Below are 13,117 nucleotides of genomic sequence, written 5' to 3'. Positions count from 1 at the left end.
TCCACCGTAGGGCTTGATCCTCGGTCGATGAGTGCGCGGCATCGTGGATCCCGGAGCACGTCCGGGATGGCGATGTGGATTTTGGCGATGGTGCTGGCCGTGCCGGCCGTTGCCCAACCCGTCACGCCGCCAGCGCACTACGCCAACGTCCAACTCGCCGACCCAACCAAGGAGGCCTCCGCGCGCGCGCTCATGGAGACGTTGCGCTGCCTCGTCTGCCAGGGCCAGTCGATCGCGGACAGCGATGCCGACATGGCCGCGGACATGCGCGCCCTCGTCCGAGAGCGGATCGAACGCGGCGAAAAGCCCGCGTCGATCCGCGACTGGCTGATCGCGCGCTACGGCGACTATGTGACCTATGATCCGCCGCTGTCGGGGCTGACCTGGCCACTGTGGCTCGCGCCGATCCTGCTGCTGGGCGTCGGCGGCTGGATCGCGCGATCGAGTTTCCGGCGGAGGACGCGCTGATGGGCTGGGTATGGCTTGCCGCGATCGGTGCGGGCGTCTTCGCGCTGCTCGCAGTGCTGAAGGTCGATCGGCTGTTGTGGACGATGGTCGCGTCGGCGTTGATGCTGGGCGCGGCGGGGTACGCGTTGCAGGGGCAGCCGGGGCTCGTCGGGCACCCGGTCACGACCGGTCTGGCAGCGACGCCCGACGATGGCGCGATGCTAGAACTGCGCGATCAGATGCTGGAGCGCTATACGGGTGCGGCAGCGTACCTGGTGGCCGCAGACGCGATGACCCGGATCGGCGATCGGCGCGCCGCGGTGCAGGTACTGCTTGGCGGTATCCGCGTTGCGCCGAAAAGCCTCGTGCTGTGGACGGGCTTGGCCAATGCGCTGGCGGCGCATGACGGCAACCAGGTGTCACCGCCAGCGCTGTTCGCCTATCAGCAGGCGATGCGACTGGCGCCCAAGCATCCAGCGCCGCCGTTCTTTCTGGGCTTGGCATATGTGCGGGCCGGTGAGTTCGCTACCGCGCGGCCCTATTGGGCGAAGGCGTTGGCACTGACACCCGCCGACATCTCATATCGTGGCGAGATCGCAATTCGACTCGCACTGCTCGATCAATTGCTGATCGCGCAGGACGTTCCGGCTAGGCCCTGAATCAGTCATCCCCGCGCGGGCGGGGATGACGGTATCGATAAGGTCGCGGAGGTGGGCGTCAGCCGACGCCTCGCTTACTGGCCCCGACCAGTCTTTCCCTGAAGTTCGTCGATCTTCAGCGATGCATCGGCCTTCGTCAGCGTCTCGTCGAATTCCTCGTGCGCCTCTTCGGACAGCGTCTTGAGGTAGCTCGCCTGTGCGCCGGTCATCTTCTCGTCGCCGGTCGTCCAGTCGTGCGGGTCCTTCTCGGCGTTGGAGAATGGCTCGGACTTGGGGTTCGGGGTGTCGGACATCGGAAATTCCTTTCCCGTGTCCAACACCCGTGTTCCGCATCCGTTCCCGATCAGCCGGCCCATGCTTCGTAAGGTAAACCTAGATCATCTGCGACCGCCTTGTACGCGATCTTGCCCTTGTAGACGTTCAGCCCGTTGGCGAGGTGCGGGTCCGCCTTCATCGCTGCCTCGGCGCCCAGGTTGGCGAGCTTCAGTGCGAACGGCAGGGTCGCATTGTTGAGCGCGAACGCTGAGGTGCGCGCGACTGCGCCGGGCATGTTGGCGACGCAGTAATGGATCACGCCGTCGACTTCGAACACCGGATCCTCATGCGTGGTAGCGTGGCTCGTCTCGAAGCAGCCGCCCTGATCGATCGCGATGTCGACCAGCACCGATCCGCGCTTCATCGTCTTGAGCATCTCGCGCGTGACGAGCTTGGGCGCAGCGGCCCCCGGCACCAGCACCGCGCCGATGACAAGATGCGCGTTCTTCACCGCCGCGGCGATCGCCGCCTTCGACGCGTAGGCGGTCTTGATCTGGCTCGAGAAGAACATGTCGAGTTCGGCGAGCCGGTCGTTCGAGATGTCGTAGATCGTCACGTCGGCGCGCATGCCGACCGCCATCTGCGCGGCGTTGACGCCCGAGACGCCGCCACCGAGGATCGCGACCTTGGCCGGGGCGACACCGGGCACGCCACCGAGCAGGACACCGCGGCCGCCCTGTTCCTTCTCCAGGTAATGCGCGCCGACCTGGACGGACATGCGGCCTGCAACCTCGGACATGGGTTTCAGCAACGGCAGTCCGCGGCGGTTGTCGGTGACGGTCTCGTAGGCGATGCAGGTCGCGCCCGACTTCATCAGCCCCTCGGCCTGCGGCTTGTCGGCGGCAAGGTGGAGATAGGTGAACAGCAGATGGCGCGGTTCGAGCATCGCGATCTCGCTCGGCTGCGGCTCCTTCACCTTCACGATCATGTCTGCACCGGCGAATACGGCGGCAGCGGTCGGCAGGATCGTCGCGCCTGCGTCGATATAGTCCTGGTCCTCGAAGTCGATGCCCGAGCCGGCGAGCGTCTCGACGACGACCTCATGGCCTGCGGCGACCAGTTCGGCGACCGAGGGCGGGGTCAGGCCGACGCGATATTCGTGGTTCTTGATTTCCTTGGGGACACCGACGCGCATTGATTCCACTCCATTATCGTTTGCGCGATTGTAGCGCGCCTTGAACGGGAAGGGTTCGCAAACTCGTCCTATGACGATAGCGCAGCTGCAAGTTCTTTGCAGTATGTCCGCCATAAATGAGAAAATCTTGAGCATGACGATCGAACGCCGGATTCTGGACCTGCTCGCCGCCAATTCCGACCTGACCAGCGCCGAACTCGGCGACGCGGTCGGGCTGTCGGCGAGCGCGGCGCATCGGCGGGTCGCGCAATTGCAGGAAAGCGGCGCGATCACCGGCTACCGCGCCGTGCTGTCGCGCGCGGCGCGCGGTGATCCGAGCATCGTCCTGGTCAACGTCACGCTCCGCGACCAGCGCAAGGAGACGATGGCGGCGTTCGAGGCGGAGATCGTCGACTGCCCGCAGGTCGTGCAATGCTTCCTGATGAGCGGCGAGGCGGATTACATGCTCCACGTCGAAATTCGCCACGGCGAGACCTTCGAACGCATCCACCGCGAGACGCTGTCGCAACTGCCGGGCGTGACGCGGCTGGCGTCGCACTTCGTGATCCGCGAGGTCGTCACACGCTAGCGTTTTCCTGCGACCGCAGGAAACCAGGATCGAGTGCGATATCCCCCGTTACCCTGGGCTCCTGCGTGCGCAGGAGAACGGAGTTGCGGGAGTGTTCTGCCCTCTACGCTCCCTACCGATCAGCCCCAGTTAATCCACGTTGCCAGCCATCCCGTTGCCGCCCTCTACCCCTCATGCTAAATGCGCCGGCTTGGGGCACAGGGTGAAATCGGAAATTCGATGAAAATTGCTGCACTTCCGGGTCGATTCACCGTCCAGTGAGCGTCGACCAGACCGCCGCGGCTTCGACCGTGCCCCCCGCCGGCCTCGATCCGGAAACCGGCCACCACCATTCCGACGGCATGCTGAAGCTCGCATTCGGCGCGATCGGCATCGTCTTCGGCGATATCGGTACCAGCCCGCTCTACGCCTTCCGCGAGACCTTCGCCGGCCATCACAAGCTCGCGCTCGACGCGGCGCACATCATGGGCGTCATCAGCCTGATGTTCTGGTCGATGATGATCGTCGTGACGGTCAAATACGTCATCATCATCATGCGCGCCGACAACAAGGGCGAGGGCGGCAGTCTCGCCCTCCTCGCGCTCGTGTCCGGCAAGACCAAGACCAGGCGCTGGAGCAAGGGGATCATCCTGCTCGGCGTCTTTGCAACCGCGCTGTTCTACGGTGACAGCATGATCACGCCCGCCGTGTCGGTGCTGTCTGCGGTCGAAGGCCTGGCGGTCGCCGCGCCCGCGTTCGGGGGGCTCGTCCTGCCGATCGTCATCGTCATCCTGATCGCGCTGTTCTGGGTCCAGAAGAGCGGCACCGCACGGATCGGGCTTGTGTTCGGCCCGGTGATGCTGGTCTATTTCAGCGTCATCGCGGTGCTCGGCATCCTCAGCATCGTCCAGACTCCGCAAGTGCTCTGGGCATTCTCGCCGCACTATGCGGTCCAGTTCTTCCTGATCGATCCCGAGCGTGCGTTTCTCGCGCTCGGCTCGGTCGTCCTCGCGGTCACCGGCGCCGAGGCGCTCTATGCCGATATGGGCCATTTCGGGCGCAAGCCGATCGGCATCTCGTGGCTGTTCTTCGTGCTCCCCGCGCTGATCCTGAACTACATGGGGCAGGGCGCGCTGCTGTTCCGCGACGGGCAGGCGGCGCTCGTCAGCCCGTTCTACAACCTCGCGCCCGAAAGCCTCCAGCTCCCGCTCGTGATCCTCGCGACGATGGCCGCGGTGATCGCATCGCAGGCGGTGATCTCCGGCGCGTTCTCGGTGACGCAGCAGGCGATCCAGCTCGGCTTCATCCCGCGCCTCCGGATCGAGCACACCAGCGCCTCGACCGCGGGCCAAATCTACATCCCGCTCGTCAACGGCGCGCTCATGGTGATGGTAATCCTGCTCGTGCTGTTCTTCCGTACGTCGTCGAACCTGACGAGCGCGTACGGGATCGCGGTGACCGGCGCGATGTTCATCGATACCTGCCTGCTCGGCGTAGTGCTGTTCCGCTTGTGGAACTGGCCAAAGATCGCGGCGATCCCGCTGCTGGCGATCTTCTTTACCGTCGATGGCGCCTATTTCGCGGCGAACCTGACCAAGGTTCCCGCTGGCGGCTGGTTCCCGCTGCTGGTCGGCTTCATCATCTTCACCTTCCTGACGACCTGGTCGAAGGGGCGGCAGTTGATGATCGACCGGATGCATGAGGCGGCGATGCCGATCAAGGTGTTCATCGGCTCGGCGGCCGGCTCCGCGTCGCGCGTGCCGGGAACGGCGGTGTTCATGACCTCGACCGCGGACGGCGTGCCGCACGCGCTGCTCCACAACCTCAAGCACAACAAGGTGCTGCACGAGCGCGTCATCCTGCTGACCGTGAAGATCGTCGGCCAGCCCTATTGGCCCGCCAACGACCGCGCGGTGCGCGAGGAGCTCGGCGACGGCTTCCACCGGCTGATCCTGCGCTACGGGTTCATGGAGGACGCCGACGTGCCCGCGGCGCTCCGCCAGGTCCATAGTTGCGGGGCGGACTTCAAAATGATGGACACCAGCTTCTTCCTGTCGCGCCAGACGCTGCTCGCGTCCGACAACCCCGGGATGATGCTCTGGCGCGAAAAGCTGTTCGCCTGGATGCTGCGCAACGCCGAAAGCGCGATGGAGTTCTTCCGCCTGCCGACCAACCGCGTCGTCGAACTCGGCAGCCAGATCGAGATTTGATGGCTTATTTGGTCCACCCCGTTCCGCTCAGCAGGTTGGGCAGTTCTACCTCTCCTTCGGTCGTACCACCCCGGCGGAGGCAGGGGCCCAATTGGAGAGGTTCCAGTAACGGAGCGCAGCTTTCGCCATCGACGTTTCCCAATTGGACCCCGGCCTTCGCCGGGGGTGTGTCATTATGACGGCGGGCACGACCGAAGTAGCCCCGATCATCGTCACCGCGCTGTTCGGCCGGCAGGACACCGCGTTCTTCGACGCGATGCGCCGCGAGCATTTCCCGCCCGAGCGCAACCAGCTCGACGCGCACCTGACTCTGTTCCACCACCTTCCGCCGTCGGGCCTCGACGAGCTGAAGCACCGCCTCAACCAGGAGACGCGCGGCATCCGAGCCCCGCAAGCGCGGATCGGCGGGCTCATGTCGCTCGGTCGCGGCGTCGCCTACCGGATCGAGTCCCCGGACCTTGTCGGCATCCGTGCGCGCCTTGCCGACGCGTTCACGGGCATGCTGACGCCGCAGGACGCGGGTGGTTGGCGTCCGCACGTCACGATCCAGAACAAGGTGAGCCCCTCGGTGGCGAAGATCCTGCTCGGCAATCTGCAGCGCGACTTCACGCCGAAGGATGTCGAAATCGCTGGTCTGGGCGCGTGGTGGTATCGCGGCGGACCCTGGGAAGCGATTTCCCGTCACATGTTCGCTTGACCGTCTCGAAACCGCTTCCTATAGGCCGCGCCTCGCAGGGAAGAATGCTTCCCTGACGGACGGTACGGCGAAGTAGCTCAGTTGGTTAGAGCACGGGAATCATAATCCTGGGGTCGGGGGTTCAAGTCCCTCCTTCGCTACCATTTCGGACCCGGCGCGCGGCGCTCGCGGTCCTCATCCCGCCGACAGACGCAACCGATCACCAACTGCGGGAAACTCGTTTTCGCAATCGCAAAATGTGCTTCTATTGCCTCAGGTTACTGGTCAGCCTGCATGACGCATTTTCGGCGCACGCGCGGGTCTGGCTCCACCGGAGATACGAGTATGCGTGAGAAACGTCCCGAGGGGATCGCCGATTACACCGGGCCGGCTGGCGGCTGGGGCGCGCTGAAGGCGGTCGCCGTTTCGCTGAAGGCACAGCAGATCGTCGTGCGCGGCGGACAGACGCTGCTGAAATCGAACCAGCCCGATGGCTTCGATTGCCCGAGCTGCGCATGGCCCGATCCGAAGCACACGTCCTCGTTCGAATTCTGCGAAAACGGCGCGAAGGCCGTGGCGTGGGAGTCGACCGCGAAGACGATCGGTGCGGATTTCTTCGCCAAGCACAGCGTGTCCGACATTTGGCAACAGAGCGATCACTGGATCGAGGACCAGGGCCGCGTCACCGAGCCGCTTCGCTACAACGCCGCCACCGATCACTACGAGGTGGTGAGCTGGGAAGACGCGATGCGCGAGATCGGCGCAGGCCTTGCCGCCGTGCCCGACCCCAACCAGGCCGAATTCTACACCTCGGGGCGCTGCTCGAACGAGGCGGCGTTCCTGTTCCAGTTGTTCGTCCGGATGTACGGCACGAACAACTTCCCCGACTGTTCGAACATGTGCCACGAGGCGACCTCGGTCGGCCTCCCCAAGTCGATCGGGATCGGCAAGGGCACCGTCAGCCTCGAGGATTTCGATCACGCCGACATGATCCTCTCGATCGGTCACAACCCCGGCACCAACCATCCGCGGATGATGGCGACCCTGCGCGAAGTGTCGAAGCGCGGCGGCAAGATCATCGTTCTCAACCCGCTCAAGGAACGCTCGCTCGAGCGCTTCGAATCGCCGCAGTCGGTGGTCGAGATGGCGACGATGTCGGCGACGCCGATCGCCAGCAGCTATTATCAGGTGAAGGTCGGCGGCGACGCGGCCGCGCTGAAGGGCATCGCCAAGGCGCTGCTCGCACTCGACGAGGCGGCCAAGACGTCGGGTGACGCACCCGCGTTCGACCATGATTTCATTGCCGAGCATACCGCCGGGCTCGATGCCTATATCGCCGATCTCGCGACCAGCGAATGGGCCGATATCGAGCAGGCGAGTGGTCTTCTGCGCAGCGATCTCGAAGACATCGCGCGCGTCTATGCCGCGTCCAAGGCGACGATCTGCTGCTACGGCATGGGCGTGACGCAGCACCGCACGGGCACCAGCAACGTGCAGCAGATCGCCAACCTCCTGCTCCTGCGCGGGAACATGGGTCGCCCCGGCGCCGGCATCTGTCCACTTCGCGGTCATAGCAACGTGCAGGGCGACCGAACCGTCGGCATCACCGAGCGGCCGATGACGATGCTGCTCGACAATATGCGCGACGTGTTCGGCTTCGAGCCGCCGCGCGAGCATGGCCATTCGGTGGTCGAGAGCATCGCCGCGATGCGTGACGGCAAGGCCAAGGCGATCGTCTGCCTCGGCGGCAACCTCGCCATCGCGTCGTCCGACCCGCAGGCGTGCGCGGAGGGGTTCCGCAATCTCGATCTCGCGGTCCACATCACCACCAAGCTCAACCGCACCCAGTTGCTGATGGCCAAGGCGACCTACGTCCTGCCGTGTCTCGGCCGGACCGAACTCGACATGCAGGCGACCGGCCAGCAGTCCGTGACGGTCGAGGATTCGATGTCGATGGTCCACGCCTCGCGCGGCTTCCTGATGCCGCCCGGCGAGAACGTGAAGTCGGAAATCTGGATCGTCGGCGAGATCGCCAAGGCGACGTTCGCCGCCAAGGGCCGTGCGCCGATCGACGTCGACTGGGACGCCTATGTCGGCGACTACAGCCTGATCCGCGACAAGATCGAGGCGGTCTTCCCTGCCTTTGCCGATTACAACGCGCGGATCCGCAAGCCGGGCGGCTTCCATCTCCCCAACTCGGCGGCGATGCGGGAGTGGAATACGGACAGCGGCAAGGCGAACTTCATCGTCACCGCCGGAATCGAGCAGGACGAGACCGCGGGCGATCCCAACGTGCTCCGGCTCACCACGCTGCGCGCGCACGACCAGTATAACACGACCGTCTACAGCCTCGACGACCGCTATCGCGGCGTGTTCGGTCGCCGCGATATCCTATTCATGAACGAGCGCGACATGGCGCGGCTCGGGCACAAGGAGGGCGATGTCGTCGATATCGCCACCGCGCTCCAGTTCGCCCGCCCCGACCGCGTCGTGCAGAAGCTCATGATCGTCCGCTATGCGCTGCCGGACGGGTGCGTCGCCTCCTATTACCCCGAGACGCAGCCGCTGATCGCGCTGGAGGATCACGATCCGCAGAGCTTCACGCCGTCCTACAAATCCATTCCGGTGACCGTCCGTCCCGCGGCGGCCGATCTGGGTTCGGATCGTGGCGTGGTGCGCGCGGGTATCGTCGGCCAGAAGAGCACGATCGACGCATGAGTACCGGTTACACCGCGACGATCGACACCTACGCCACGATAGCCGCGACCAAGGCGGAGGCATTGCGGCGCTCTCCCGCGGGGTTCTTCGCGGGCGCGATCCTCGCCGGCACCTATATCGGCATCGCGATGATCCTGGCGATCAGCACGGCGGCGGGGCTCGAACCGGGTGTGCGCCCGCTGGTGATGGGCGCGACCTTCGGGCTCGGGCTGATCCTGACGGTGTTCGCCGGTGCCGAACTGTTCACGGGCTATGTGATGTATCTCGGCTTCGGTCTGGCCAAGCGGACCATCACCGTCGCGGACGCCGTGAAGCTGACCATCGTTGTCTGGGTCGGTAACCTTGTCGGCGGGCTGGTCCTGTCGGCGGTGTTCGCGGCCGGCGGCGGCGGCGCCGTGTTCGCCAACGCGGACACGATGTTCCACGCCTATGTCCAACACAAGGTCGAGGCAAGCGCGGTGGCCCTGATGGCCCGTGCGATCCTGTGCAATTGGCTGGTCTGCCTGGCGATCTGGACCGCGGCGCGGATGACCGGCGACGCCGCCAAGTGCATCGCGATGGCCTGGATCCTGCTGGCCTTCGTCGCGGCTGGCTTCGAGCATTCGGTCGCCAACATGACCGCGCTGACGCTCGGGCTGCTGGCGCCCAACCCGTCGATCGATCTCGCCGGCATGGTCCGCAATCTCGCGATCGTCAGCGTCGGCAACATCATCGGCGGGCTGGTGTTTGTCGTTGGCGGTTATCTTGCCGCCGCCAAGACCGACGTCGTGACCGCCACCAAGTGAGGCGCTTCGACTAGCCGCATCGTCCGCGGCTAGTCGAAGATCTTCCAGGGATCGTTGACCACGAGGATCGCATCACTGCGCGCAAGGGCGAGCAGCGTCAGGCCATGCGTGCGCGCGTGATCGATCGCCAGACTGGTCGGCGCGGAGATCCCGACCAGCATCGGGGTGCCCGCGATCAGCGCCTTGTCGACCATTTCGAAGCTGATCCGCGACGTGACGAGGATGAAGCCGCCGATCGGCTGTGCCTCGATCGCCAGACCGCCGACGAGCTTGTCGAGCGCGTTGTGGCGACCGACGTCCTCGAACGCCGCAATAATCCGACCCTCACGATCGCACGCCGCGGCGGCATGGATCGCGCCTGTAGCGGCGTTGAGCGGCTGATGAGCACGTAAGCCAGCCAGAGCCCCAAACAGGGCAGTGACAGGCGTGGCGGGCTTCGGCGGCACCATCGGGACGGGTTTCCGCAACTGCTCGAGCCCGGAGATCCCGCACAGCCCGCAGCTCGTATCGCTGGTGCGGTGGCGGACGCGGTCGTGGATGCGGCCCTTGCACCGGTCGGACAGACCCACGCGGACGATCCAGCCCGAATCCGCCTCGAAGACATCGATGTCGCGCACGTCCTCGGCACTGTCGGCCAGCCGCTCGGTCAGCAGGAAGCCGGTGGTGAATTCGGGCAGGTCGGCAGGCGTCATCATCATCACCGCATAGCCGAGCCCGTCGATCTCGATCGCGACGGGTACCTCGACCGCGATCGCGCGCTCCCCGGAGGTTATCGCGTCGGGCCGCAGGATCTTGATCGGCAGCGTTTTCGAAGTCGTCATAAGGCGGCGATGTCTTCCGGCGTGTTGACGTTCGGGATCGGCGTATTCGCCGGGATCGGCAAGGCGCCGATCGCCTCCGCCCAGCCGCGGACGGATCGGCGAGGCGATGCCTCGATATGCGCCAGCAACGCCGCCAACGATGCGGTTTCCCAGTGTCCGAGAACCGGCGCATCGGGACAGTAAGAGGGCGCCTGACGCGAAAGCGCCGTTAACAGCCCATCAGGCAAGGACGGCATGTCGCACGCGATCGTCACGACCGACGCGAAACCCCGGGTCGCGCCATACGACAGCGCCCCGGCAATACCCCCGAGCGGGCCGAGATCGGACCGGGGCAGGTCCACGATTGGACTGTCCCGGCCAACGATCACCGCCGTCTCGACATAGGGCGAGAGCAGGTCGCGCGCGTGTTCGGCCAGCGAGCGACCCCGGAAGAGAGCCTGCGCCTTGTCCGAACCGAATCGCGACGATCGCCCACCCGCCAGCACGACGCCGAGGATGCGTGCTTCGGTCAGCGCGTCTTCTCGATCCGCACCGGCACCGATTTCGCCGCCGGAACATGGCTTTCGCGCGCGTGGTGCGCGACCGGCATGAGCAGGTTGCACTCTGGGTAATAGGCACCGATGCACCCCTCGGGGATCGAATATTCGACCACCCGCAGCTTGTTCAACCGGCGGTCCGAATTGCCGCCGGCGTCACCGACCAGATCGACGTCTTCGCCGTCCGCGATGCCCATCCGGGCCATGTCGGTCTTGTTCATGAACACGATGTCGCGCGTGCCTTTCACGCCGCGGAAACGATCGTGATAGCCATAGACCGTCGTGTTGAACTGGTCGTTCGACCGCAGAGTCATCAGTCGGAAGCGGCCCTCCGCCTCTTCGAACCCGGTTACGTTGAGCGCCTGCGGCACGTTGATTTCGGCCTTGCCGCTCTCCGTCAGCCACTCGCGGTGCGCGGCAGGGACACCCTTCCAGAATCCGCCGGGCGTGAACATCTGCGCGTTGAAGTCCTTGAACATCTCCGGATACGTCACCTCGATCGCATCGCGAACGCGCGCATAATCGCGCACCCAGGCATCCCAATCGAGCTTCGGATTGCGCGCGAGCGTCGCCTTGGCGATCCCCGCGACGATCGCAGGCTCGGACAGCAACGTCTCAGCGGCGGGCGTCGCCTTGCCCTTCGATCCGTAGATCTGGCTGAACGAATCCTCGATCGACACGCTCTGTGGCCCGGTGCCCTGCATGTCGGTCTCGATCCGGCCGAGGCATGGCAGCAGGTACGACGTCTCGCCGGGCAGAAGATGCGAGCGATTGAGCTTGGTCGCGATGTGGACGGTCAGGTCGAGCCCGCGCCACTTCGGCTCCATCAGCGTGTGATCGGGGATCGCGCGGACGAAATTCCCGCCGAGCCCGATGAACGCCTGCGCACTACCGTCGAGAACCGCCTCGCACGACGCAACCGTATCCCAGCCAAGCTCGCGCGGCGGCTCGAACCCGTATTGCTCGGCAAGCTTGTCGAGTGGTGCGAGCTCGGGCTTCTCGGTGATGCCGACAGTCCGCTGGCCCTGCACGTTCGAATGACCACGCACCGGCCCCATGCCGGCGCCGGGCTTGCCGATGTTGCCGCGCAGCAGCATCAGGTTTACGACCATATGCACGTTGTCGATCCCGCCGACATGCTGGGTCAGCCCCATGCCGTAGACCGCGATCACCGCCTTCGATTTCGCATAGACCTTCGCGGCCGCCTCGATCTCGCTACGGGCGAGGCCGCTCTCATGCTCGATCGTCGACCATTCGGTCTTGCGTGCGACGTCCGCGAACGCCTCGAAACCGGTCGTGTGCTCAGCGAGGAATGCATGATCCAGCACCCGCAGGCCGTCGATCCGCTGGGCGTGGTCGTCGGCCTCGATCAGATATTTGCACATCCCCATGATCGCCCCGACGTCGCCGCCGGTCTTCACCTGGTGATATTGCGAGGCGATCGGCGTCGACTTGCCCGTCACCATCTCGATCGGGTTCTGCGGATCCTGGAATTTCTCCAGCCCGCGCTCCTTGAGCGGGTTGAAGACGACGATCTCGACGCCCCGTTTGGCGCAATCGCGCAGCGGATGCAGGAACCGCGGGCTGTTCACTCCCGGATTCTGCCCGAAATAGAAGATCGCATCGCATTTCTCATAGTCGGACAGGTGGATCGTCCCGACCGCCGAGCCTATCGCCGACTTGAGGCCCACCGACGTGGTCTCGTGGCACATGTTCGAGCTGTCGGGCAGGTTCTGGCTGCCATACATCCGCGCGAGCAGGCTATACATGTACGAGGTTTCGAGGCTCGCGCGTCCCGAGGCGTAGAAGATCACCTTGGTCGGATCGTACGTCTTCAGCTTGGCGCCGATGCCGGCGAACGCCTCGTCCCAGCTGCACGCCGCATATTTGTCGGTCGCGGCATCGTATTTCAGCGGGTGCGTGAGGCGCCCGGCCTGTTCGAGGTCGTAATCCTTCCATCCGAGCAGTTCGGTGACCGTATGCGCTTCGAAAAACGCTGGGGTCACGCGGAACGAGGTCAGCTCCCACGCGGTCGCTTTGGCCCCATTCTCGCAGAACTCGGCGACATGCGGATGCGCGGGCTTGCCCCATGCGCAGCTCACGCACGCAAAGCCGTCCGGCTTGTTCTGGCGCGCGAGTTCGCGGACCACTTCGGGGCCTACCTTCTCGCGCACCGATATCTCGACGAGTGACTTCATCGAGCCCCAGCCGCCTGCTGGTGCCGTGTAGTCCTCGATCTCTACGGTCCGGTCGTCGCTCATGCTCATC

12 protein-coding genes and 1 tRNA gene are annotated in these 13,117 nt (G+C 65.1%); 8 read left to right on the top strand and 5 right to left on the bottom strand.

The window, feature by feature from the left end:
* Positions 1-66 precede the first annotated feature (66 nt).
* Complete coding sequence (locus tag EQZ23_RS03295; RefSeq protein WP_128453010.1) at positions 67-468, top strand: cytochrome c-type biogenesis protein; 402 nt, start codon at positions 67-69, stop codon at positions 466-468.
* Positions 468-1,106: a hypothetical protein gene (locus tag EQZ23_RS03290; RefSeq protein WP_128453573.1), complete on the top strand. Its 639-nt coding sequence runs from the start codon at positions 468-470 to the stop codon at positions 1,104-1,106. The genes EQZ23_RS03295 and EQZ23_RS03290 overlap by 1 nt, the downstream gene beginning before the upstream one ends.
* 74 nt (positions 1,107-1,180) lie before the next feature.
* Here EQZ23_RS03290 and EQZ23_RS03285 read toward each other — a convergent pair whose 3' ends face one another.
* Entirely contained in the window at positions 1,181-1,399 is a 219-nt protein-coding gene (locus tag EQZ23_RS03285) for a DUF3072 domain-containing protein (RefSeq protein WP_128453009.1), read from the bottom strand.
* Between the two features lie 50 nt (positions 1,400-1,449).
* Positions 1,450-2,556, bottom strand: coding sequence for an alanine dehydrogenase (gene ald / locus EQZ23_RS03280; RefSeq protein ID WP_128453008.1), 1,107 nt, complete (start codon positions 2,554-2,556; stop codon positions 1,450-1,452).
* A gap of 133 nt (positions 2,557-2,689) precedes the next feature.
* Between ald and EQZ23_RS03275 the strand changes: the two genes are divergently transcribed.
* The 6 genes from EQZ23_RS03275 to EQZ23_RS03250 all read left to right on the top strand — a co-directional run bounded on the left by EQZ23_RS03275 (position 2,690) and on the right by EQZ23_RS03250 (position 9,492).
* On the top strand, positions 2,690-3,124 hold the full coding sequence (locus EQZ23_RS03275; RefSeq protein ID WP_346427805.1) for an Lrp/AsnC family transcriptional regulator: 435 nt from the start codon (positions 2,690-2,692) through the stop codon (positions 3,122-3,124).
* A gap of 290 nt (positions 3,125-3,414) precedes the next feature.
* On the top strand, positions 3,415-5,313 hold the full coding sequence (locus EQZ23_RS03270) for a potassium transporter Kup (protein ID WP_240663338.1): 1,899 nt from the start codon (positions 3,415-3,417) through the stop codon (positions 5,311-5,313).
* 175 nt (positions 5,314-5,488) lie between these two features.
* On the top strand, positions 5,489-6,010 hold the full coding sequence (locus EQZ23_RS03265) for a 2'-5' RNA ligase family protein (RefSeq protein ID WP_128453006.1): 522 nt from the start codon (positions 5,489-5,491) through the stop codon (positions 6,008-6,010).
* A 66-nt stretch (positions 6,011-6,076) separates the two neighbouring features.
* Positions 6,077-6,153, top strand: a tRNA-Met gene (locus tag EQZ23_RS03260).
* A 181-nt stretch (positions 6,154-6,334) separates the two neighbouring features.
* A complete protein-coding gene (locus tag EQZ23_RS03255) occupies positions 6,335-8,707 on the top strand; it encodes an FdhF/YdeP family oxidoreductase (RefSeq protein ID WP_128453005.1) in 2,373 nt (790 codons plus the stop codon).
* Positions 8,704-9,492, top strand: coding sequence for a formate/nitrite transporter family protein (locus EQZ23_RS03250; protein WP_128453004.1), 789 nt, complete (start codon positions 8,704-8,706; stop codon positions 9,490-9,492). Before EQZ23_RS03255 ends, EQZ23_RS03250 begins: the two co-directional genes overlap by 4 nt.
* Positions 9,493-9,521: 29 nt before the next feature.
* Here EQZ23_RS03250 and fdhD read toward each other — a convergent pair whose 3' ends face one another.
* From fdhD to EQZ23_RS03235, 3 genes are read right to left on the bottom strand one after another with little or no spacing between them, the layout of a single operon-like run.
* Entirely contained in the window at positions 9,522-10,313 is a 792-nt protein-coding gene (gene fdhD / locus EQZ23_RS03245; RefSeq protein ID WP_128453003.1) for a formate dehydrogenase accessory sulfurtransferase FdhD, read from the bottom strand.
* The gene (locus EQZ23_RS03240; protein WP_240663169.1) at positions 10,310-10,798 is read right to left on the bottom strand and encodes a molybdenum cofactor guanylyltransferase; all 489 of its coding nucleotides are present in this window, start codon (positions 10,796-10,798) and stop codon (positions 10,310-10,312) included. Before EQZ23_RS03240 ends, fdhD begins: the two co-directional genes overlap by 4 nt.
* A 23-nt stretch (positions 10,799-10,821) precedes the next feature.
* On the bottom strand, positions 10,822-13,110 hold the full coding sequence (locus EQZ23_RS03235; RefSeq protein WP_128453002.1) for an FdhF/YdeP family oxidoreductase: 2,289 nt from the start codon (positions 13,108-13,110) through the stop codon (positions 10,822-10,824).
* Positions 13,111-13,117 lie beyond the last annotated feature (7 nt).

Origin of the sequence: Sphingomonas sp. UV9, assembly GCF_004101245.1 — a bacterium.
Lineage (GTDB): Bacteria > Pseudomonadota > Alphaproteobacteria > Sphingomonadales > Sphingomonadaceae > Sphingomonas.
Note: the sequence above shows the minus strand (reverse complement) of the source record. Positions and strands in the feature narration are given on the sequence as shown.

Coding starts and splice junctions, on each gene's coding strand:
- EQZ23_RS03295 (WP_128453010.1), top strand. CDS start 67: ATGGCGATGTGGATTTTGGCGATGGTGCTGGCCGTGCCGGCCGTTGCC.
- EQZ23_RS03290 (WP_128453573.1), top strand. CDS start 468: ATGGGCTGGGTATGGCTTGCCGCGATCGGTGCGGGCGTCTTCGCGCTG.
- EQZ23_RS03285 (WP_128453009.1), bottom strand. CDS start 1,399: ATGTCCGACACCCCGAACCCCAAGTCCGAGCCATTCTCCAACGCCGAG.
- ald (WP_128453008.1), bottom strand. CDS start 2,556: ATGCGCGTCGGTGTCCCCAAGGAAATCAAGAACCACGAATATCGCGTC.
- EQZ23_RS03275 (WP_346427805.1), top strand. CDS start 2,690: ATGACGATCGAACGCCGGATTCTGGACCTGCTCGCCGCCAATTCCGAC.
- EQZ23_RS03265 (WP_128453006.1), top strand. CDS start 5,489: ATGACGGCGGGCACGACCGAAGTAGCCCCGATCATCGTCACCGCGCTG.
- EQZ23_RS03255 (WP_128453005.1), top strand. CDS start 6,335: ATGCGTGAGAAACGTCCCGAGGGGATCGCCGATTACACCGGGCCGGCT.
- EQZ23_RS03250 (WP_128453004.1), top strand. CDS start 8,704: ATGAGTACCGGTTACACCGCGACGATCGACACCTACGCCACGATAGCC.
- fdhD (WP_128453003.1), bottom strand. CDS start 10,313: ATGACGACTTCGAAAACGCTGCCGATCAAGATCCTGCGGCCCGACGCG.
- EQZ23_RS03235 (WP_128453002.1), bottom strand. CDS start 13,110: ATGAGCGACGACCGGACCGTAGAGATCGAGGACTACACGGCACCAGCA.